17 protein-coding genes are annotated in these 21,397 nt (G+C 64.3%); 1 reads left to right on the top strand and 16 read right to left on the bottom strand.

Annotated elements, in window-relative coordinates; genetic code table 11:
• The first annotated feature begins 66 nt into the window (after positions 1–66).
• Entirely contained in the window at positions 67–1,173 is a 1,107-nt protein-coding gene (locus tag H582_RS0104445) for an AI-2E family transporter (RefSeq protein WP_028597563.1), read from the top strand.
• A gap of 88 nt (positions 1,174–1,261) precedes the next feature.
• On the opposite strand, the gene H582_RS25935 is transcribed toward H582_RS0104445, so the two are convergent.
• The 16 genes from H582_RS25935 to H582_RS0104365 form a co-directional block, all read right to left on the bottom strand.
• On the bottom strand, positions 1,262–3,352 hold the full coding sequence (locus tag H582_RS25935; RefSeq protein WP_052332953.1) for a methyl-accepting chemotaxis protein: 2,091 nt from the start codon (positions 3,350–3,352) through the stop codon (positions 1,262–1,264).
• An 87-nt stretch (positions 3,353–3,439) separates the two neighbouring features.
• Positions 3,440–5,290, bottom strand: a complete 1,851-nt coding sequence (locus H582_RS0104435; protein WP_101807911.1) for a peptidoglycan D,D-transpeptidase FtsI family protein — start codon at positions 5,288–5,290, stop codon at positions 3,440–3,442.
• 129 nt (positions 5,291–5,419) lie between these two features.
• Positions 5,420–7,561, bottom strand: a complete 2,142-nt coding sequence (locus H582_RS0104430; RefSeq protein ID WP_028597561.1) for a methyl-accepting chemotaxis protein — start codon at positions 7,559–7,561, stop codon at positions 5,420–5,422.
• A gap of 228 nt (positions 7,562–7,789) precedes the next feature.
• Positions 7,790–9,952 carry a methyl-accepting chemotaxis protein gene (locus H582_RS0104425; protein WP_028597560.1) on the bottom strand — a complete coding sequence of 721 codons (2,163 nt, stop codon included), beginning with the start codon at positions 9,950–9,952 and terminating at the stop codon, positions 7,790–7,792.
• Between the two features lie 263 nt (positions 9,953–10,215).
• Positions 10,216–11,469, bottom strand: a complete 1,254-nt coding sequence (locus H582_RS0104420) for a peptidase U32 family protein (RefSeq protein ID WP_174817668.1) — start codon at positions 11,467–11,469, stop codon at positions 10,216–10,218.
• A 28-nt stretch (positions 11,470–11,497) separates the two neighbouring features.
• Entirely contained in the window at positions 11,498–12,436 is a 939-nt protein-coding gene (locus H582_RS0104415) for a peptidase U32 family protein (RefSeq protein ID WP_028597558.1), read from the bottom strand.
• A gap of 25 nt (positions 12,437–12,461) precedes the next feature.
• A complete protein-coding gene (gene mltG / locus H582_RS0104410) occupies positions 12,462–13,559 on the bottom strand; it encodes an endolytic transglycosylase MltG (protein WP_174817669.1) in 1,098 nt (365 codons plus the stop codon).
• Between the two features lie 107 nt (positions 13,560–13,666).
• The gene (locus H582_RS0104405; protein WP_028597556.1) at positions 13,667–13,969 is read right to left on the bottom strand and encodes a DUF1292 domain-containing protein; all 303 of its coding nucleotides are present in this window, start codon (positions 13,967–13,969) and stop codon (positions 13,667–13,669) included.
• Positions 13,969–14,277: a DUF1292 domain-containing protein gene (locus H582_RS0104400; protein ID WP_028597555.1), complete on the bottom strand. Its 309-nt coding sequence runs from the start codon at positions 14,275–14,277 to the stop codon at positions 13,969–13,971. The genes H582_RS0104405 and H582_RS0104400 overlap by 1 nt, the downstream gene beginning before the upstream one ends.
• A 9-nt stretch (positions 14,278–14,286) precedes the next feature.
• Positions 14,287–14,691, bottom strand: coding sequence for a Holliday junction resolvase RuvX (gene ruvX, locus H582_RS0104395; RefSeq protein WP_043110901.1), 405 nt, complete (start codon positions 14,689–14,691; stop codon positions 14,287–14,289).
• A gap of 37 nt (positions 14,692–14,728) precedes the next feature.
• Positions 14,729–14,989 carry an IreB family regulatory phosphoprotein gene (locus tag H582_RS0104390; RefSeq protein ID WP_028597553.1) on the bottom strand — a complete coding sequence of 87 codons (261 nt, stop codon included), beginning with the start codon at positions 14,987–14,989 and terminating at the stop codon, positions 14,729–14,731.
• A gap of 61 nt (positions 14,990–15,050) precedes the next feature.
• Positions 15,051–17,687, bottom strand: a complete 2,637-nt coding sequence (alaS, locus tag H582_RS0104385) for an alanine--tRNA ligase (protein WP_028597552.1) — start codon at positions 17,685–17,687, stop codon at positions 15,051–15,053.
• A gap of 479 nt (positions 17,688–18,166) precedes the next feature.
• Entirely contained in the window at positions 18,167–19,237 is a 1,071-nt protein-coding gene (locus tag H582_RS0104380) for an AI-2E family transporter (protein ID WP_028597551.1), read from the bottom strand.
• A gap of 217 nt (positions 19,238–19,454) precedes the next feature.
• Entirely contained in the window at positions 19,455–19,655 is a 201-nt protein-coding gene (locus tag H582_RS0104375) for a hypothetical protein (RefSeq protein ID WP_028597550.1), read from the bottom strand.
• A 25-nt stretch (positions 19,656–19,680) separates the two neighbouring features.
• Positions 19,681–20,232 carry a PRC-barrel domain-containing protein gene (locus tag H582_RS0104370; RefSeq protein ID WP_228551615.1) on the bottom strand — a complete coding sequence of 184 codons (552 nt, stop codon included), beginning with the start codon at positions 20,230–20,232 and terminating at the stop codon, positions 19,681–19,683.
• A 12-nt stretch (positions 20,233–20,244) separates the two neighbouring features.
• Complete coding sequence (locus H582_RS0104365; protein WP_028597548.1) at positions 20,245–21,396, bottom strand: cysteine desulfurase family protein; 1,152 nt, start codon at positions 21,394–21,396, stop codon at positions 20,245–20,247.
• Between the last annotated feature and the right edge of the window lies 1 nt (position 21,397).

Raw genomic sequence — 21,397 nt, 5'->3', positions numbered from 1 at the left:
AGTACAATCAAAGCGGAAATATGAATCGATTTCCAATTGACGCTGCAAAGGAGCCGGATTTCCCTCATGCTGATGTTTTACCGCAAATATTGGCGCACCGCATTCGATATCGCTCTCATCGCTCTGACCGTGTACCTCATTATGCTCGCGTTCAGCTTCCTTTACTCCATCGCCGCTCCGATCTTCCTCTCCCTGCTCATCTTCGCCGTCATCGAGCCGCTCGCGAGGCTGCTCCACCGGCTCGGCCTCAAGAAGTCGATCGCCTCGGCGCTTTCGATCCTGCTCTTCTCCGCGATCGTGCTCGGCATCTTCTTCGGCGCGGGCTACATCATGGTGCGGGAAGCGAACTCGATCGCCCACAAGCTGCCTCAATACCAGGCGATCCTGCAGGAGCAGCTCGCCCAAGGGTCCACCTGGCTCAAGGACAAGACGAGCGCGCTGCCGCCCGATACGGTGGACAAGATCCAGGACTACATCGACGCTCTGACCCGCTGGGGGCAAAAGGTCGCGGAAGGCTTCCTGCTGAAGGCCGCCGGCTACCTGAACTCGGTCTCCACGTTCATGTTCAACTTCGTGCTCGGCGTCATCCTGGCGTACTTCCTGAGCATCGAGATCGCCGACTGGAAACGGATCGCCGCGAGCAAGACGCCCCGCACGTTCAAGAAAGCCTTCGTCTTCCTGCGCGAAAACGTCTTCTCGGGCATCGTCGGCTATCTGAAAGCCCAGATGAAGCTCATCTCGATCACCTTCATCGTCATCTTCGTCTCGCTGCTGGCGCTCGGCGTCGACAACGCGCTGACGATCTCCGCCATCGCCGCCGTGTTCGACGTGCTGCCGCTGCTCGGCGTCGGCACCGTGTTCGTCCCGTGGATCGCCTACCTGCTCGTCGTCGGCGACTACAACCTGGCGATCTGGCTCGGCATCCTGTTCCTCGTCATCGTCGCCGCCCGGCAAATTCTCGAGCCGCTCATCACCGGCGACACGCTCGGCGTCTCCGCCTTCACGATGCTCGCGTTCATGGTCATCTCGCTGTCCTTGTTCGGCGTCGCCGGCGTCATCCTCTCTCCGGTGCTCGTCATTCTCGTCAAGGCGCTGTACGACCAGGGCTATTTCCGCCGCTGGATCACTCCTCCCAAGGACGAGTACGACGTCGAGCTGGCGGAGAAGGGCTGACGCCGTTCCTGCCTCGCGCCAAGCCCAAAAGGGCCGCATCCGCTGTCATGACGACAGCGGATGCGGCCCTTTGCCTGCTTTATCCCACCTATCCGGCGGCGGGTCCGTCCTTGCCGAAGGATGGGCTTGCTTCCTCCTCCAGCCGGAAATGCCCCAGCGAAGCGCGCAGCGACGAGGCGACTTCCTCCAGGCGGGCGGACAAGCCGACCAGGCTGTCGCTCACGCCGAGCTGCTCGCTGCTCAGCGAAGCGACCTGCTGGGAGGCGGCGGCCGACTGCTCCGAGACCGAGCTCACGCCGGACATCGCCTGGCCGATCTGCAGCTGCGTAGCGCCGAGCTCGACGATCGCCTCGTCGACGCGCGCCAGGCTCTCCCCGAGCAGCGCCATCCGGGACTGCGCCTGGAGGAACAGGCTGCCCGCCTCCTGCACGGAATCGAGCTGCTGCCGGAATGCCGGGCGAGCCGTCGCCAGCGTCTCGACCGTTTCGCCCACCTCGGCCTGAAGCGCGGCGAGAATGGCTTCGACCTGCTGGATGGAAGCCTTGGACTGATCCGCCAGCTCCCGCACCTCGCCGGCGACGACGACGAAGCCCTTGCCGGCCTCGCCCGAGCGGGCCGCCTCGATCGAAGCGTTGAGCGACAGGATGTTCGTCTGCTTGGCAATGCCCGACAGCAGCGTCAGGATGCCGCGGATCGAGCGCGTATTGTCGGAGAGGCGGGCGATCTTGGCGGAGATGTCGCTTACGATCCGATCCGCTTCCTCCGTCTTGCCGAGCATCTTCTCCATATGGCCGGTCCCTTCCCGGCTCGCGGACTCCACTTGGCCGGCCGATGCGCGCATCTCGTCCGTGCTGAGCTTCATCCGCTCCATGCCTTCATCCATCTTTTCCGTCAGCTCGATTCCCTTCTCGGCCTCGACGGCGAGGCTGGAGGCTCCGGCCGCGATTTCGTCCGTGGCGGCTGCGATCTCCCGCGCGGACGTGGCGGTTCGGCGAGACTGATCGGCCATCTGGCCGGCGGTATCAAGCACTTGGGCGGCCATGCGGCTCGTCTGGCCGACAAGCTGGCCGAGCTGCTCCATCATGCCGTTGAAGCTCGCCGCAAGCTGGCCGATCTCGTCCTTGGAGCGGTGGCTCGACCGGACGCTCAGCTCCCCGTCCTTGCCCCGCCGCATGAGCGAGCGCAGGCTGCGCAGCGGCCTGCCGACGCTCCAGACGACGAACGCGCCGACGAGCACCGCCAGCAGGGCGGCTCCCGCCGCGACCCAGACCGTCATGACGAAAATGCTTTTGGCATCCTTGACGAGCTCTCCGCCCGGAATCGTGGCCGCCACGGTCCAAGGACTGTTCTTGAGATGATCCTCGATCATGAGCAGCGAGCCGCTCCAATAATGGATGGGCGTTTCCGAGCCCTTGAGCTGCAGCGGACTCGCCTGGCCGGCCCGCTGGCCTCCGCTCGAATCCGAAAGCACGATTCCCCGCTCGTCGATCAGGCTGATCTCGCCGCCGGATCCGAGCCGGATGCCCTCCAACTGGCTGCCGACGAAGTCGGCATCCAGCTCCAGCAGCATCAGGAAGGCCGGATCGCCCGAGATCGACTTGATGACTCTCGCCAGACCGATCGAAGGCGGGCTTTTCGCATCGAAGCCTCCCGGCTGGTAAGGCGTCCAATACGGCTTGCCGTCCAGGCTGACCGCCTCCTTGTACCAGGCCTCCTCCTTCGCCAGCTTCACGTCGAGCGTCAACGTGCCGACCGCTTCGGTCTGCAGCCGGTCGTCGATCGGGATGAAGGCGATATGGCGGATCGTCTTGTTCGCCATCGCCATCGAGGAGATGCGGTCATACAGCGTCCGCTGCGCCTTGAAGCGCTCGAATACGTTTTCTTCCTTATGGGCGAATACCAGCTCGCTGACGGATTCCTGAACGATCTTGTCCGTCAGGAAGTGCATGGAGAAGCGCAGGTAGTCATCCAGCACGATGTCCAGCCGATCCGCGACCTGATTGGCCGTCTCCACCGTCGATTCCGTCACCTTGCGCTCGATCACCGATTTGGCGATTCCATACGAGATGAAGCCCATGGCGAGCACGCAAGCGACGATGCTGGCGAAAATGATCAGGAACAGCTTTACGCTGATGAGGCGAAAAGGGCGAAGGATCCACTTCGAAACAAATTGATTCAATTGAAATCGCCTCCAATTCCGAAAAAGGGGTGTCTTTATACCTATCGGAACGTAGAGGGGATATTTTTATTAACAAAGGGCTCTTTTTCACTTTTCTTGGGCGGACGAGGCCAAGGCGGCGCGCTCCCAGGCCGCGATCCGATCCATGACGCCGCCGAACAGCCGCGCCGCCAGGTTGGCGCTTCCCTCCGGACGTTCCTCGGCCAGGACGGCGACGGCATAGCGGGGATGGTCGGCAGGCCCGTAGCCGATGAACCACTGGCTGTTCCCCGCTCCGGGCCTGCCGCTTTCCGCCGTCCCCGACTTGCCGGCCAGCGGCCAGGCGGCTCGGTGAAGGCCGCGTCCGGTTCCGCTGGCTACGACCTGCTCCATGCCTCTCCTCAGCATGGCGGCCGTGCGCGGCGAGATTTGCCCGTGCGCGGAGGGCGAGGCATGGCTGCGCAGCGCGGCGAGACGCTGGCCGTCGGCAAAGTCGATTTCCTTCACGAGCGCCGGCTCGGCCACCCTGCCGCCATTGACGATCGTCGCCGCCAAATTCGCCGCCTGCAGCGGCGTCATCCGCACATCCTCCTGCCCGATGCCGCTGCGGGCCAGCTTGCCGCTGCGCAGCAGCTCAAGCCGGCTCCATGGGCTTGCCGCGCCGAATACCGTGCCCGCCTCCTCCTCGCCGATCAGGCGCAGCGGTCCGGACAGCGCGCCTTCCCTGCGGCCCGCCTCGAGATGCCAGCCGATGCGCCTGCCGAGACCGAGCTTGTCCGCCGCCGCGGCGAGCTCATCCGGCCGCAGCCGCTCCGCCAGAGCGGCGAACACGATGTTGCAGGACTGCGCCAGCCCTTGCTCCAGCGTGAGCCGGCCGTGGCCGCCTTCTTTCCAGCATGACAGGCCATGATGGCCGTATTCGCCTCCGCAATAAAATTCCTCGCCCGGCTCGGCCGCTCCGGCCTCCAGCGCTGCCGCCTCGGTGACAAGCTTGAAGATCGAGCCGGGCGCATAGGCGCGCACGGCCCGATTGGCCGCTCCGTCAAAAAAAGCTTCTCCTCGTGCCGGAAGCTCCATGTCGGGCTTGGAGACCATCGCCAAAATGTCCGAGTTCCGGACATCCAGCACGACGACCGCGCCTTTTTTCAGCCCGGCCTCGCCCGCATACCGCTGAAGCTCGACTTGCAGAGGCAGGCTGAGCGTCGTCCGCACCTGCAGCGGATAACGCGGGTTGGCCGGGCGCTCCACGGTCAGGCCGAGCCCTTTGAGCGGCAGGCCGGCCGCATCGGTCATATAGCTGGCATAGGCCGGCCCCGTCCCCCGAAGAAGCCCGTCCAGCGACAGCTCGAGACCGCCGCCTCCCGTTGCGTCGCGCAGGCTCGCCTTGCCTGCGGCCAGCCGCTTGCCGTATGCGGCGGCGATCCGTTCGGGATTTTCGCTGACATATCCGATCGCCTGGACGGCAGCGGACGACGGATCGCGGCGGGCGCGGTAGGGCAGGATGGCCACGCCTTCCAGCTTCAGGCCCGCCAGCTCGGTCCGCTGCCGCGGACTGAGCCGCAGCGGCAGGCCGCTTTTCGCATCCATCCAGAAGCCCGGCTCCTTCCTCCGCTCCAGCTCTTGCCACAGCTCCTCGGAGCCGGCTTGCAGCACTCGCGCCAGCTCGGCCATGTCCCGGCCGCTGCCGCGCGGCTGGCCGGACGGATGCGGAAAGATCGCCAGCGCCTCATAAGCGAAGCCTGTCAAAGGCAGCCCGGAGCGGTCGACGAAATCGCCTCTTCCGGCGTCCAGCAGCAGGCGGTGGCTGCGCTGCCTAACCGCTGTCTCGGACGCTGTCGCATGGCGGGCCGAGGAAGCGGGGCTCCACGGCCAAAGCATCACCCAGCCGAGGCGGAGCAGAGCGACAAGCAGCAAAGCGGCGATCAGAGCCGCCGCCGTCTTCATTCGGGAAGCGGACATGGGCCGTTCCTCCTTCGGTTCCAGATGTCGCGGTTGTTCTGGAATCCAGTATTCCCCTGCCGCTCCCCGCCTACACGCGAAAAGCCCCGCCGGAGGCGGGGCTGGGTCGAAGCAGGAAGGAGTCAGAAGTCATGCCTTGAAGCGGTCGAGCGATCGCTGGAGCGACTGCGAGACCTGCTCGAGCTGGGCGGCGAGTCCGACGAGGCTGTCGCTCACGCCGAGCTGCTCGCTGCTGAGCGATGCGACCTCCTGGGAGGTGGCGGACGACTGCTCCGCTACGGCGCTGACGCTGCCCATCGCGGAGCCGATCTGCTGCTGCGACTCATCGAGCAGACGGATCGATTCGGCCACGTTCTCCAGCGTCGACGCAAGCGAATTCATGCGAGCCTGGACCTCATGGAAAATGCCGTTCGCTTCCTTGACGGAGCCGATCTGCTCTTGGAATACCGGCTGCGCCTTGCCGAGCGCCTCGACGGTCTCCTCGATCTCCGTCTGGATCGTCGTCGTGATGCTTTCCACCATGCCGATCGACTGGCGGGACTGCTCCGCCAGCTGGCGGATCTCTCCAGCGACGACCATGAAGCCTTTGCCGGCCTCGCCGGCCCGGGCGGCTTCGATCGACGCGTTGAGCGAGAGGATGTTCGTCTGCTTGGCGACGCCGCCGAGCATTTCCAGAATCTTGCGGATCGAGCTGGTGCTTTCCTGGAGGCGGCCGACTTTTTCGGTCATGTCGCGGACCATCTGCTCGGTCTCTCCCGTCTTCTGGATCATCGCAGCCATATGCTCCGTGCCCTGCCGGCTCGCCTGGTCGACCTGCTCGGCCGACAGCCGCATCTCGTCGCTCATCGCCTTCACTTGGCGCATGTTCTGATCCATGCCGCCGGCAAGATCGCTGCCTCGCTCGGCTTCCATCGCGAGGCTGGTCGCTCCGCCCGCGATCTCCTCCGTCGCGACCGCGATCTCCCGCGCCGCTCCTGCCGTCCTGCGGGAGGCTTCTCCGACCTCGGAGGCGGTATGCAGGACATGCTGGGCGTTGTCCCTCGTCTGGCCGACGAGAGCCGTTATTTGGCCCATCATGTCATTGAAGCTCTCCGACAGCTGGCCGATCTCGTTCTGCGAGCGGATGTCGGAGCGGACGGCGAGATTGCCGTCCTTGGCCTCCCCCATCAGATTGCGCAGCTTCTGCAGCGGCCTGCCGACGCTCGCGACGACATAGACGCCGACAAGGATCGCGATCAGGGCGGCAGCCGCGGCGATCAGCCAGGTCATTCTCTCGATTTCTTTGGCATCGCGCACCAGCTCCGACGTCGGAATCATGCCGAGCACCTTCCAGCCGACCGTCTCCAGCGTCTGGTAGACGGCCAGCACCTGTCCGACGTTGCTTTCCGTGATGAAGCTGCCGCTATCGGCTGACGCGCCGCTGCCGGCGAAGTCGATGACGGACTTCTCCCCGGCGAGGCCGGACTCGATATTGTCGATCAGGATCGTATTGTCGCCATCGAGAATCCGGATGCGGCTGCCTTCTCCGATCTTGACGTTCTGCAGCTGCTGCTCGAGCAGCGAGGCCTTGAGCTCGATCAGCAGCGCGTACGCGTAGCTGCCCGACGTATCCCGGATCGTCCGGGCCAGGCCGAACGACCTCTGGTCGTTGCCCTGGAAGCCCTTTTCCTGGATCGGGATCCAGATCGACTTGCCTCCCAGCTCGACCGCCTGCTTGAGCCAAGGCGCGTCCTTGACCGTTTCGTACTTCAGATTGCCCGTGCCGAGCACGTTCGTTCCGTATTTCTCTTGCAGCGGAATATAGTTGACGTTCATGACTTCCGCGTTGGACATCGCCATCGCGCTCAGCTTGGTCGACAAAGCGCGCTGATTCTCGAAAATCGCGTATTCGTCGGAAGCGCTGCTCCCGAGCTCCCGGATGTTGTCCTGCAGCGACTTGTCCGTAATGAACTGGATCGAGAAGTTCTCGTAGTTGCCCAGAATCAGATCCAGCTTGCCGCGGATCTGATCGATCGTCTCATTGGAAGCGGCGGTCACCTTCTTTTCGATGACGCCCTTGGAAATCTGGAAGCTGAGCGTGCCGACGACGGCGACGCAGGCGACGATGCTGACGAAAACGATCAGGAACAGCCTCACGCTTAAAAGATGTAGCGGATTGCGGAGCCGGGCCCGCGCATCTGCCTTGGCGCCGGTGGGCTTGTCCGACAGGGAAGGCTCCGTGCTTGTTCCGCCGCCCGACTTGCGCATACGGCGTTGGAATGGATTCTGCATCTGTATACACCATCCTCTATTCATGAAAGCTTTCCCTATCCATATCGGAGTCTGCGTGGACGAAGTTTAATCCATCTTAAAAATAAACAAGGCTGCCGGCTCTTGACAAGCCTCGATCCGGTCGATCGAGAAGCCTCTGCCTCCTCCGAGCGGGCCGAACGAAAAAAGCGTCCCGTCGGCTGCATGGGCCGGCGGGACGCTTCGTCAACTCGGGCTTGCGGGATCGAATCATTCGGTGCGGAAACGCTCCAGCGCGGCCTGCAGCGACTGCGAGACGCCTTCGAGCCGCGCGGACAGCTCGACCAGGCCTTGGCTCACGCCCTGCTGCTCCTGGGTAAGCGAGGCCACCTCCTCGGATGTAGCCGATGCCTGCTGCGAGACGGCGCTTACGCTGCTCATCGCTTCGCTCAGCTGGGCGTGGACGTCGTCCAGCAGGCGGACCGACTCGCTTACGCGGTCGAGCGACTCCGTGAACTCGCCCATCCGGCCCTGCACCTCCAGAAAAATCTGGCTCGTCTCTTTGACCGATTGAATCTGTTCCTGGAACATCGGCTTCGCCTCGCCGATCGAAGCGGCCGTCTGGGCCATCTGCTGCTGGATCCGTCCGGTAATCGTCTCGACCAGCGCGATCGACTGCCGGCTCTGCTCCGCCAGCTGCCGGATCTCCGCCGCCACGACCATGAAGCCTTTGCCGGCCGCTCCCGCGCGGGCCGCCTCGATGGAGGCGTTGAGCGAGAGGATGTTCGTCTGCTTGGCGACGCCTCCGAGCACGTCCATGATCTGGCGGATGGAGCGGGTGCTCTCCTGCAGCGATTCGACCTGCGCCGCCAGCGAGCTTGTCGCCGATTCCGTAAGCGCCGTCTTCTCGACGAGCTGCGTCATGCATTCGGTCCCGCGGCGGCTGGAAGCCTCCACCAGAGCGGCCGTCTCGCCCATCTGGCTGTTGCTCCGCCGCAGCTGCTCCATCCCAAGGCTCATGTCGGCCGTCAGATCGCTTCCGCGCTCGGCGTCGGCCGCCAGGCTGGTCGCTCCGCCGGCAATCTCCTCCGATGCGGTCGCGATCTCTCGCGCCGCCTCGGCCGTCCGCCGCGAGGCCCCTCCAAGCTCGCCCGCCGTGCTCAGCACTTGCACCGAGCCGCTTCGCGCCTGCTGGACCAGCTCCGTAATCTGCGCCATCATATCGTTGAAGCTCGTCTCCGTCTGGCCGATCACGTCGGTGCTGCGCGGCTGCGCCCGTACCGTCAGATCGCCTTCGCGGCCCCTCTGCATCAAGCTCCGCAGCCGCTGCAGCGGGCGGCCGACCAGGCGCATGACGAACAGCCCGATGAGCGCGGCCAGCAAGGCCGCCGCCGCGGAGACGAGGAACGTCATCCGGTAGATCGCGTCCGCTTCCTGCACGAGCAGGCCGACCGGAACGACGCCGGTCAGGACCCAGCCGTTGGAAGGAAGCCGGTCGTAGATCGCCAGCGCCTTTCCGCCTTCCTCTTCCTTGACCAGCGAGCCGCTCGGACGGGCTGCCGCCTCCGCCGCCACCTTCACGCGCGCTTGCTTGCCGATCGCTTCCCGTCCGGAGCTGTCCAGCAGCACCCGGTCCGTCTCGTCGACGATCGAGATGCCGCTGCCTTCTCCCAGCTCGGCGCCCTTGAGCTGATCTTGCAGCGCCGAATCCTGAATTTCGACGAGCAGCAGGTAGACCGCGTCCGTGCCGCCCGGCTCCCGCAGCGCGCGCGCCAGGCCGATCGTCGGCTTGCCGCCGTCCTGGAAGCCGGCGGTCTGCGTCGGAATCCAGATCGACTTGTTCTCGGTCTTCACGGCCGCCTGGTACCAGTCCAGCTGCTCCAGCTTGGCTTTGTCGAGGCTGCCCGTTCCGAGCACCTTGCTGCCGAGGCTTTCCCGCAGCGGGATGAGGTTCAGATTCTCGACGCCGGACATTCCGATGACCATGCTCTGGATCTTGTTGTTCAGCTCCCGCTGCGCGTTCGCGAGCGCCGTCTCGCTGCTCGCGTAAAGCGTGCTGCCGATCATGTTCTGCAGCGTCGTGTCCGAGACGAACTGCACGGCGATGTCGTTGAACTTGCCGAAGACGAGCTCCAGCTTCTCGGCCAGCTGCTTCAAGGTCCGGCTGGACGAGTCCGTCGCCTGCTGCTCGATGATCGACTTGGAGATGCTGTAGGACAGCTGCCCCATCGCAAGCACGCAGATGAGGATGCTGGCGAATACCGTCAGGAACAGCTTCAATCCGATCGACAGCGTCCGCCTGGGCGGGGAAACGGACGGGGGACGGCCCGCGACGGCCTGATGCCGCTCGGCCTCCCCGATCTGCTCGCGTCCATCGTCCGGCTTGATTTTGCTCCTCGCCCGCTCCCATCGGCTCTTCCATCCATTCCGCATGACAGCCACACTCCATCCGTTTGCTAGTATCCTTGTATTCCCTTGTATCGGATCGTCCGAGATGGTCCTTTATGCCTATGTCAGCTTTATATTCATGAATTATTTTGGATTTTAATTCCATTATCCAGTGATTGCGATATTTTCTTTCACTCGTTAACGAGATAAGGCAATAAAGAAATCAATCGAAATTCATGTAACCGTATTCAATCGCGCAAAAAAAAGCCCGGACCTGTGTAAAGGTCCGGACTGTCTCGCTTCGGCGATCAGCGGATGCGCTTGCGCATCATGTCCATCGGGCGCACCGGCTCGGCGACGCGCAGCACGATCTCCTGCAGCGGATGGCGCGCCGCGTCGAGCCGATTGCCTTCGCGGTCGCGCAGCTCGTCGACCGTCTGCTTGAAAAACGTGCCGCCCGGGCCGAAGAACTCGATCTCCTGGCCCGGCTTGAAGTGGTTGCGCTGCTGGACGACGGCAAGTCCCGTCTGCTCGTCATACTCCAGCACGACGCCGGCGAAATCGTACGGCGCGGCTTTTTCCTCCGGCTCGTAGATGTGGTCCTCGGTGCCAGGCGTATCGAAGAAGAAGCCGGTATTGAGCGGACGGTTGGCCGCCTTGTGGACCTCTTCGAGCCATTCCGGCCGCAGCTCGTAGCCGTCCGGGTCGGCGAAGTAGGCGTCGATCGCCTGGCGGTACGCATTGACGATCGTCGCGACGTAATGCAGGCTCTTCATCCGGCCCTCGATCTTGAAGCTGTCCACGCCGACGTCGATCAGCTCCGGGATGTGGCGGATCATGCACAGATCCTTGGAGCCCATCGTGAACATCTGCTCCTCGCCCTCGGCGATCGTGTCGCCGTCGACGTACAGGTCGTACTTCCAGCGGCAGGACTGGCAGCAGCCGCCGCGGTTGGAGTCGCGGTCGGTGAAGTGGTTGGACAGCACGCAGCGGCCGGAGAAGGAGGAGCACATCGCGCCGTGGATGAACGCCTCGATCTCGATGTCCACATGGGACTTGATCTCGGCGATCTCCTCCAGGCTCGTCTCGCGCGCCAGCACGACGCGCGGCAGCCCTTCCTCCTTCCAGAACTGCACCGTCCGCCAGTTCAGCACGGACTGCTGGGTGCTCAGATGCACCTCGAGGCCCGGAGCGACCCGCTGCGCCGTCTCGACGATCGCCGGATCGGCGGCGATGATCGCCGCGATGCCGACCTCCTCCAGCTTGCGCAAATAAGCCTCCAGGCCGTCGATGTCCTCGTTGTGGGCGTAGATGTTCGTCGCGACGAACACCTTGGCGCCGTAACGGGCGGCGAATTCGACGCCTTCCCGCATCTCCTCGAAGCTGAAGTTGTCGGCGCCGGAGCGCAGGCCGTACTTCTGTCCGCCGATGTAGACGGCGTCCGCGCCGTAATGGACGGCGAATTTCAGCTTTTCCAGATTGCCTGCGGGCGCAAGCAGCTCCGGCCGGTCGAGCCGGTATCGTTTCCCCTGATAGCGGGGCTTGTTCATCGTCATGCCCATCGTTCGTTCACCTCCTGAAGCTCGGCCGTCAATAGACCTGCTCCTTATAGAAAAATCCGTAGCTCAGCTCGCGGGACGGATCCTGCACGCGGCGGATCGCGGCGAGCCAGGACGGGTCGAAGCGGTAGCCTGCCGGATCGGCGGCATAAGCGTCGATCGCGGCGCGATAGGCCCGCACGACCGTCTCGTTGTACGCCGGCGTCTTCATGAGGCCTTCGACGCGCAGGCTGTCGATGCCGGCCTCCAGCAGCTCATGCAGGTTCTCGATCATGCAGATGTCGTCCGAGCTCATCATGTACGTCCCGTACGCGTCCTGGTAGATCGGATAGCGCTCGTCGCGGCGGTCGGCTTCCATCAGGAAGAGGCCTTGCCCGAGCGCGCTGTCCACCTGCTCCGGAGCCTTGCCCAGATGGCCGAGGTAGCTGTCCACGAGCGAGCGCTTGGAGTGGTAGATGTTGGTCATGCCGTGAACCTGAACCTGGACCTCCAGCGACGTGCGCTGCTTGACCTCGACGATCTGCTCCATGTTCAGCTCGCGGGCGAGCACGATGCGCGACGCCCCCCGCTTGCCCCAATAGTCGGCCTGCGCGTAGCTGGTCGACGTCATCTCGGCGTTCCAGTGCAGCCGCAGCTGCGGCGCCGCCTCGCGCGCTGCCATCAGCACCGACGGGTCGCCGAAAACGATCGCGTCGACGCCGATCTCCGCGAGCCGGCCCAGATAAGCGGGCAGCTCGCCCACCGTGCGGTTGTCCATCAGGTTGTTGACCGCCGCGTAGATGCGCGGACGGCGCTCCGAGCCGCGAGCGATCCGCACGGCCTCGCCGATCTGCTCCAGCCCGAATTCTCCCGGCAGCCTGGCTCCGAATCGGGATTCCCCGATGACGAAGGCGTCCGCGCCGGCGTCCGCCAGCAGGCTAAGCTCCTCCAGGGAAGCGGCCGTCGCCAGCAATTCCGGTTTTGTCGCCACCATTGATTCCTCCTTGCTCCTGCTTCTATTGCTTGCCGCTTTCGCGGATGTTTTTCAGATGCTGGTCATAGGTGACGGCAAACAGATGCTCGCTCGAGCCGTCTTTTTTCGTCACATAGTAATAGAAGTCGTTTTTCTCCGGCTGCAGCGCCGCCTCGATCGACTTCAGGCTCGGACTGCTGATCGGCCCCGGCGGCAACCCGTCGCTGCGATAGGTGTTGTACGGGCTCTCGACCTCCAGATCCTTCTCGAACAGCCGCTCCTTGGGCTTGTCGAGCAGATACTGGACGGTGGCGTCGATCTGCAGCCGCATCGGCTTGGCGAGCCGATTGTAGATGACGCCGGCCACGGCCGCGCGCTCCTGGTCGACGACGACCTCGCGCTCGACGAGGGAGGCGACGGTCATGAGCTCATGCAGCGTCAGCCCGCGTTCTGCCAGCGGCTCGTCGATCTCGCCCAGCTCGGCCAGCTTGCGGTCGGTCTCGGCGAGCATCCGCTGCAGGATGTCCTCCTCGGTGCTGCCTTTCTTGAGCTCGTACGTCTCGGGGAACAGATAGCCCTCCAGCCGGTGGCGCAGCCTGGCGTCGTCCGGAATCGACTTGACCGCCTCCGCCTCCCAGTCCCTCTTCTCGTCCGCAAGGGCAAGGAAGCGGGTCTTGTCGATGAAGCCCTCCGCCGCCAGCTTGTCCGCGATCTGCAGCAGCGTGAAGCCTTCGGGAATCGTGAAGCGGATCGTCTCCTCCTTGACCGTATCGCCTTCGTTCAGCTTGCGGATGATGGCGTCATGCTCCATGCCGGGGGACAGCTCGTAGGTGCCGGCCTTGAACGCGCCGCCCTGCTCCCGGAATTTCAGGTAGTACTTGAAAATGAACGCATCGCGAATGATGCCCTCCTGCTCCAGCCGGTCGGCGATCCGGTTCGGGGACATGCCCCGCTCGATGGCGACCTGCCTGGCCTCGCCCGCCTCCGCCGGCCTCAGGCCGTTCCATATATAGCCGCCCAGCCCCGCTGCCGTAAGCAGCAGCAGCGTGACGAGCGTCAGCAATACCCATACCGTAATCCGGCTTCTCGAAGGTCCTGCAGGCTGCTGCGCGTCCCCTTCGACTCGATCGTTCCTTCGCATCTGGCTTCTGTCCCCCGCTTCCGACTGTACCTGAATTCCGCAGCCCGCCCTCGCGGCGCGCCCGGGCAGTAGAAAAGGGGCGGCAATTGCCCGCCCCAACCCGCCTGCTATTCCTTGCCCGATTCTTCGAAAAGCAAAACGTCGTAAGCCTCGGCGGCAAGCTCCCATTCCTCGTCGTCCTCGATCGTCTCGAGCTGCGGCTCGCCGTTATGCGCGGCGACCCGGAACATCTCGACCTCGCCTTCCTTGCGTCCGGCCGGAGACTGGAGCGCCGCGTAATGCGAGCCGTCCAGCTCGAACTCGGCGAGGATGACAAAAGCGATCTCAGCCCCGTCCTCGTCGACGAGGAGCACTTCGCGGCCAAAAGCCTGCTTGAGCAGCGACACGCGCTGCGGAAGTCCTGCGCTCATCAGCCTTGTCCGTCCTCCAGCTCGCCGAGAAGCGTGTTGAACGTCTCCTCGACCATGCTCCACTCTTCCTCGTCCTCGATCGTGTACAGCTTGAGGTCGTCGCCGTCCTCCTCGTAGCGGAACGCGTAGACTTCGTCTTCCTCTTCGTCCTCGCCTTCCTCCGCGCTGAGCGGAACGACCATCATGTATTTCTGGTCCGAGCCGTCGACTTCGAACTTCATGATGACCTCGAACTCTTCCTCGTTGCCTTCCTCGTCCGGAATGTAGATGATTTCCGGCTCTTCAAACTGCATGTCGTCCTTTGCCATCGTTTACCCTCACCTTTTCATCTTAGAGTCGAGATAATTCTGCAAAATCAGCGCGGCCGCGATCTTGTCGACGACCTGCTTGCGTTTGTTGCGGCTGACATCCGCTTCGAGCAGCGTCCTCTGCGCGGATACCGTCGTCAGTCGTTCGTCCCATAGGTGTACAGGTAAGTGGACTGCTTGCCTCAATTCCTCGGCAAATGCGATGCAAATTTCGCCACGCGGACCGATCGTGCCGTTCATATTTTTAGGAAGCCCGACGATGATCTCGGACACCTCGTGCTCCGCGGCAAGCTGCGCGATTCGCTGCAGCTCGCCGCCGCCCTTGCGCTGCAGCACCTCGAGCCCTTGGGCGGTCCAGCCCATCGGGTCGCTGAGGGCAACGCCGATGCGGCGGTCGCCGTAGTCCAAGCCCATAAGTCTAGTCAGTCTGCATTCTCCTGTCGCGGCCTGATCAGCGGTGAGCGGCCAGATACGAGCGGACCAGCTCCTCGATCAGCTCGTCTCGTTCCTTCTTGCGGATCAGGCTTCGTGCGTTGTTATGCCTCGGGATGTAGGCGGGATCTCCGGATAGCAGATACCCGACGATCTGGTTGATCGGATTGTAGTCCTTGTCGACCAGCGCGTCATACACCGTCAGCAGGATCTCCTTGGAGGAAGCCTCAGGACCGTCTGCAACCACGTCGAACTTCATTGTCTTGTCCATGGAGCTCACCGCCAGCACCTCGCTTTCCTCTGGCCCGGATCGTAAGGGCGCGATTAAAGATACATCCTCACTATATCACATTTGCCTGGGCGAGAACCAGTTCTTCGACAAGGCGCAGCGCTTCGCCGAGCTTCGACGGATCCTTGCCGCCCGCCTGGGCCATGTCCGGACGGCCGCCGCCTCCGCCGCCGCAAGCGGCTGCCGCTTCCTTGATGATCTTGCCGGCGTGGAAGCCCTTCTTGACGAGCTCCTGGGGCACCGATACGACAAGGTTGACCTTGCCGTCCGCCGGAGCTCCGAGCGCGATGACCGCCGCCGGCAGCTTGAGCCGCAGCTCGTCGGCGATGCCGCGCAGCGCGTCCATCGTCGGCGCGCTCACCTGAGCCGCCAGCACGGAGACGTCGCCCGCATTCTTGACGCCGCTCTCCAGCTGGCCCGCCTCGATGCGCGACAGCTTGCCTTGCAGCGATTCGTTGTCGCGCTGCAGCTCCTTCACCTGGCCGAGCAGAGCTTCCAGGCGGCGCGGCACGTCGGCCGCGCCAGCCTTCAGCAGGCTCGCCGCCTGCTCCAGCAGCTCGAGCCGTCCTTCGAGATACGCGTAGGCGCTGCGGCCGGTTACGGCCTCGATGCGGCGTACGCCCGAGCCGATGCCGGTCTCGCCTACGATTTTGAACAGTCCGATCTGCGACGTGTTCTCCACATGGCAGCCGCCGCACAGCTCGATGCTGTAGTCGCCGACCTGCACGACGCGCACGACGTCGCCGTACTTCTCGCCGAACAGCGCCATCGCACCCATCGCCTTCGCCTCGGCGATCGGCTTGCTCTCGATCACGACCGGCGTGCCGGCCCAGATCTGCTCGTTGACGCGGCGCTCGATTTCCGCCAGCTCCGCGGCCGAGATCGAGCCGATGTGGGAGAAGTCGAAGCGCAGCCGGTCCGGCTCGACGAGGGAGCCGGCCTGGTTGACATGTCCGCCGAGCGTTTCCTTGAGCGCCTTGTGCAGCAGATGCGTCGCGGTATGGTTTTTGACCGTGTCGCCGCGCGAGGAGGAGGATACCTCGGCCGCCACCTGGCCGCCCTTGCGCAGCGCGCCTTCGACGACGAGCGCATGATGGACCGGCTGGCCGTGCGGCGCCTTGGTGACGTCCTCGACCTGCAGCTTCAGGCCCGGCGCTTGCAGGAGGCCCTTGTCGCCGACCTGGCCGCCGCTCTCGGCATAAAACGGCGTGCGGTCGAGCAGCACGAGCACGCGGCTGCCTTCGCCGGCGATGTCGACAAGCTCGCCGTCCAGGACGATGCCGGTGACGACGGCGTCGCCGACGAGGCGGGAGTAGCCGATGAACTCGCTCGGCTCCGTGAACTCCGACAGGGCGCCGCCCTGCACGCTCATGCCGCCCGTCTCCTGGCGCGCCGCGCGGGCGCGGCTGCGCTGCGCCTCCATCGCCTGGTCAAAGCCGCCGCGGTCGACGCCGAGGCCGTTCTCGCTGGCGTAGTCCTCCGTCAAGTCGAACGGGAAGCCGAACGTATCGTACAGCTTGAACGCATCCTCGCCGCCGATCTCCGTCCGCCCTTCCGCCTTGGCCGCACGGGCCAACTGCTCCAAGAGGCCGAGACCGCCTTCGAGCGTGCGGTGGAACTGCTCCTCCTCGCTGCGGATGGCCTTCTCGATGAACTCGCGTTTCGCGACGACTTCCGGGTAGTAGACGCCCATGATGTCCCCGATCGTCTCGGTCAGGCGGTACAGGAACGGACGGTCGACGCCGAGCGTCTTGCCGTAGCGGACGGCGCGGCGCAGCAGGCGGCGGATGACGTAGCCGCGGCCCTCGTTGGAGGGCAGCACGCCGTCGCCTGCGGCGAACACGACCGTGCGCGCGTGGTCGGCGATGACCTTGAGCGCGATGTCCTTCTCCACGCTGTCCTTGTACGTCACGCCTGCGATCTCGCAGGTTTTCTCGATGATCGGCAGGAACAGGTCGGTGTCGAAATTGGAGTCGACGTCCTGCAGGATCGAGGCGAAGCGCTCGAGGCCGGCGCCGGTATCGATGTTCTTGTTCGGCAGCGGCGTGTAGCTGCCGTCCTTATTGAGGTTGTACTGCGTGAAGACGAGGTTCCACACCTCGAGGTAGCGCTCGTTCTCGCCGCCCGGATACAGCTCCGGATCGGACGGATCGTTGCCGTACTGCTCGCCGCGGTCGTAGAAGATCTCGGTGCACGGGCCGCAAGGGCCTTCGCCGATCTCCCAGAAGTTGCCGTCCAGCTTGACGATGCGCTCCGCCGGCAGGCCGACCGTCTCGTTCCAGAGCCGGTACGCGTCCTCGTCGTCCGGATGCACGGTCACGCTCAGGCGCTCCGGATCGAAGCCGATGTAGTCCTTCGACGTGAGGAACTCCCACGCCCAGACGATGACCTCGTCCTTGAAGTAGTCGCCGATGGAGAAGTTGCCGAGCATCTCGAAAAACGTCTGGTGGCGGCGCGTCTTGCCGACGTTCTCGATGTCGTTCGTGCGGATGCACTTCTGCGCGTTGGTGATGCGCGGATTGTCCGGAATCTCGCGGCCGTCGAGGTACGGCTTGAGCGGCGCGATGCCGGCGTTGATCCAGAGCAGGGACGGATCGTTATGCGGCACGAGCGAGGCGCTCGGCTCGACCTTATGTCCTTTGCTTTCGAAGAATTTCAGCCACTTGGCGCGGATTTCTGCTGCTTTCATGACAAATCCAACCTTTCCTATCGCGGAATGTGAAAAACAAAAAACGCCCCTGTCTGCCGACAGGGACGATTGAACTCGCGGTACCACCCTGGTTATCGCTCCGGCTCCGCGATGTGCGGACGGGCAGCGATCTCCTCGATCCGGCAGATAACGGCTCCGGCGGCCGGTGGAGTTGATCCACGCTCCGAGATCAGCTTCGGCACGCTCTTCGGCAGGCGGATTCTCGCAGCCGTCCGGCGGGCGCTCGGCGCTCCATCCGAAAGGAATCCGTTCTCTGATTGCCGGGCTGCGCCCTACTTGGCATCCCATCAACGCTGTGTCTATGCGGCCTCGCCCCAGCGGGACGTATTTCGGCCATATACCGCCGATTATAGGATAGAGCGGCAGGATTGTCAATTTGTATGGGCGGACGGACGCGACTGGAAGCGGTTGGATTGCTCTGCCGGCTATAGGAGCCTTGGCGAGGTTGCAAAAACGCTTTACACGGTCCGCCGCCGCACGTAATACGCGAACACATGCTGCAGGATCACCTTGAGCGCCGCGAACACGGGCACGGCGAGGATCATGCCGGGAATGCCGGCCAGCTGGCCGCCGACGAGCAGCGCGAAGATGATCATGAGCGGATGGATATGCAGCGTGCGCCCGACGACCTGAGGCGAGATGACGTTCCCCTCCAGGATCTGGCACGCCGTATTGACGACGGCGACAAGCAGCATCATTTTAAACGAAACCGTCGAGGCGACGAGCAGCGCGGGCGCCGCTCCGATGAACGGTCCGAGATACGGAATGACGTTGGTCACCGCGACGATCGAGGCGAGCAGCAGCGCGTAGGGCAGCCCGATGATGGCATAGCCGGCGTAAGCGAGCAGGCCGATGATGACGCAGACGAGGAACTGCCCGCGGATGTAGCTGCCGAGCGCCTCGTCGATGTCCTTGAGCATGCGGACGACCGGCTTGCGATGCGACTTGGGCACGCAGGCGATGACCGCGCGCTCCATCACCTCGAAGTCCTTGAGGATATAGAACACGAGGAACGGAATGATGAAGAACAAGAACACGGCGCCGAGCATGGAGCCGATGTTGTTGATGAAGTCGGTCGTCGATTCCGCGAGCCGCTTCTCCAGCCCGGCGAGCGCGCGGATCATCGCCTCGCGGAAGCTCTCCGGCAGGAACGACGTATGGTTGAAGTCCCGCACGAGGCTCTGCGCCCGCATCGTCAGCTCCGGCGCATGCTCCCCGAGCTCCTGCACCTGCTCGGTCACCATCGGGATCAGGTTCATGAGGATGACGGCGAGCGCCGAGCAGAACACGGCGTAGATGAGCAGGACGGCAAGCGAGCGCGGCACCCGCCTGGCGCTGAGCAGGCTGACGATCGGGTGAAGCACGTAGGCGATGACCATCGCGATCAGGAACGGGGTCAGCACGGCGCTCGCGAAGCGGTATACCGTCAGCAGCAGCGGCTTGAGCAGCAGCAGCAGGAACAGGGCGAGCAGGCCGAGGATCGCGTAGACGAGCCCGAGCAGCATCCGGTTCTGCGTCCATTTTTCCATCCCAGCCCCTCCCCTCTCGCATCCGCTGTCCGAAAGCCGGGACCGTCCAAGCTTGCTGGAGAGCCTGTCTGCCCGGCAGGTCCGTTAAAGTATATGCGGCTTCCGCCGCTCCCATACCTTGCCTGTCCGCTGCCGCGCTTCGCGCTTCGACGGACAGGAAAAACCCCTGACGGAAATCCGTCAGGGGCGCAGCTCCCGATATCTCGGTCGGCCTGCTTCAGTTCGCGTGGATCTCGGACGAGGCGATGTCGTCCTCGAAGAACAGATCGTCCAGCGAGCTGAGCGTTCCGTCCTCCTCGACCTGATAGACCGACATTTTATCGCCGTTGACCGTCAGCTCGATATAGCAGCCCCAGCAGTAAAACTGATGCGAGCCGATCTTGCCGATATCTCGGGAATTGCAGTTGGGACATCTCATGCTCATCGATTCATTTCTCCCTACATTACGGATCGGAAGCTGCGACACGCTCCAGGGCACTCTCGTCCAGCGGCGGGACGACAATCGCATCTTCCCCTAACAAGAAGACATCCGGATCCCGGGGCGCTCTCAGCCATCTCCGACCGTCCTTAAGGTCTGAGACAAATCCGTCCGTCAGTTCAAAGCCTACTACCTGTGTACCCTGATTCGGGTCAAAATAAACATCGCTTATCCGGCCGAGCTGATCTCCCTCCGCCGTGACGACGGGAAGCTCCTTGAGCCGCACGCAGCCGCCGAGGAACGAGCGCGGCAGCGACTTCAGGCGCCTCACCCCGATCGACTCGGCCGAGCGGAGGAACACGCAGTCGGCGCCGCAGACGAGCACGTCGTCCCACAGCACGGTTCGGGCATGGCCCGGCCGCCAGCACCAGCCGTCGAGCACGAAGCCCTGCAGCGTCCAGTGCTCGTCGAACCAGGCGTCGCGGATTTTGCCGGCGCGGGCGCCGGAAGCGGCGAAAAAGGCGGGCTGCCCGATGACTTCCTGCAGCTTCAGCATGCGGTCGGCGGCATTCGGCACGCAAAGCGCCTCCTAAGAAGATTTACGATTACGGCCGAGAAAAGTTTCAACGCGCTCGGCCGCAAGCTCCATTTCTTCTGTAGTATTGCCCAATCCGAAGCTGAATCTTACCGCCGAGCCGGAAAGCTCCTCCGGCACGCCCATCGCCTGCAGCACATGCGAAGGCTCCAGCGCGCCCGCCGTGCAGGCGGAGCCGCCGGAGGCGGCGATGCCGGCCAGGTCGAGATTCATCAGCAGCGACTCCCGGTCGAAGCCGGGAATCGCCAGGTTGACGATGCCCGGCAGCCGCCGCTCGGGATGGCCGAGCAGGACGGCCGCTCCGTCCGTAACCTCCGCCATCCTGCGCAGCCACAGCTCGCGCAGCTGCTCCATCGCGGCCGCGCGGCGCTCCCGCTCGCGCGCGGCGAGCTCGGCCGCGCGGGCGAAGCCGGCGAGGGCGGCGACGTTCTCGGTGCCGCCCCGCCGCTTGCGCTCCTGCGAGCCGCCGACGAGCAGCGGCGCAAGCGGCGTGCCTTGGCGCACGAACAGCGCGCCGACTCCTTGGGGGCCGTTGATCTTGTGGCTCGAGAGCGTCATCAGCGAGATCGGCAGCTCGGCGACGTCGATCGGCAGCTTGCCGTACGCCTGGGCCGCATCGGTATGGAACGGCACCCCGCGCTCCTGCGCCGCCGCCGCCAGCTCCGCGATCGGCTGGAGGACGCCGGTCTCGTTGTTGGCGTACATGATGCTCACGAGCCCGGTATCGTCGCTCAGGCTGTCGCGCAGCTGATCGGGCGAGACGAGACCGTCGCCGTCGACGGGCAGCACGGTGACGCGCCAGCCGCCGCGCTGCAGCCGCTCGCATTCCTTGAGCACGGCATGATGCTCGGCCGCGCTCGTGACGAGATGGCGCTTGCCGCTCGCGGCCTGCGCCTCCAGCACGCCTCGCAGCGCGTAGTTGTCCGCCTCCGTCCCGCCGGAGGTGAAGACGAGCTCATCCGGACGGCAGCCGATCGTGGCGGCGATCGCGTCCCGCGCCGCGCTCACCCGCTTGCGGGCGTCGCGCCCGAAGCTGTGCAGGCTCGAGGCGTTCGCCGGAGGCCCCTGCAGCACCTCGAGCATCGCCCGCGCGGCTTCGGGATGCAGCGGGGTCGTGGCGGCATGGTCGTAATAGATCCGTTCCATC

Source organism: Paenibacillus pasadenensis DSM 19293 (assembly GCF_000422485.1).
Taxonomy (GTDB): Bacteria; Bacillota; Bacilli; order Paenibacillales; family Paenibacillaceae; genus Paenibacillus_O; species Paenibacillus_O pasadenensis.
The sequence above is the reverse complement of the archived record's forward strand: the minus strand, read 5'-3'. Positions and strand labels throughout refer to the sequence as shown.

Excerpts from the sequence above, each read along its gene's own strand:
- H582_RS0104445 (WP_028597563.1), top strand. The coding sequence starts at position 67 with ATGCTGATGTTTTACCGCAAATATTGGCGCACCGCATTCGATATCGCT.
- H582_RS0104435 (WP_101807911.1), bottom strand. The coding sequence starts at position 5,290 with ATGTCCGCTTCCCGAATGAAGACGGCGGCGGCTCTGATCGCCGCTTTG.
- H582_RS0104430 (WP_028597561.1), bottom strand. The coding sequence starts at position 7,561 with ATGCAGAATCCATTCCAACGCCGTATGCGCAAGTCGGGCGGCGGAACA.
- H582_RS0104425 (WP_028597560.1), bottom strand. The coding sequence starts at position 9,952 with ATGCGGAATGGATGGAAGAGCCGATGGGAGCGGGCGAGGAGCAAAATC.
- H582_RS0104420 (WP_174817668.1), bottom strand. The coding sequence starts at position 11,469 with ATGGGCATGACGATGAACAAGCCCCGCTATCAGGGGAAACGATACCGG.
- mltG (WP_174817669.1), bottom strand. The coding sequence starts at position 13,559 with ATGCGAAGGAACGATCGAGTCGAAGGGGACGCGCAGCAGCCTGCAGGA.
- H582_RS0104405 (WP_028597556.1), bottom strand. The coding sequence starts at position 13,969 with ATGAGCGCAGGACTTCCGCAGCGCGTGTCGCTGCTCAAGCAGGCTTTT.
- H582_RS0104400 (WP_028597555.1), bottom strand. The coding sequence starts at position 14,277 with ATGGCAAAGGACGACATGCAGTTTGAAGAGCCGGAAATCATCTACATT.
- ruvX (WP_043110901.1), bottom strand. The coding sequence starts at position 14,691 with ATGGGCTTGGACTACGGCGACCGCCGCATCGGCGTTGCCCTCAGCGAC.
- alaS (WP_028597552.1), bottom strand. The coding sequence starts at position 17,687 with ATGAAAGCAGCAGAAATCCGCGCCAAGTGGCTGAAATTCTTCGAAAGC.
- H582_RS0104380 (WP_028597551.1), bottom strand. The coding sequence starts at position 19,237 with ATGGAAAAATGGACGCAGAACCGGATGCTGCTCGGGCTCGTCTACGCG.
- H582_RS0104375 (WP_028597550.1), bottom strand. The coding sequence starts at position 19,655 with ATGAGATGTCCCAACTGCAATTCCCGAGATATCGGCAAGATCGGCTCG.
- H582_RS0104365 (WP_028597548.1), bottom strand. The coding sequence starts at position 21,396 with ATGGAACGGATCTATTACGACCATGCCGCCACGACCCCGCTGCATCCC.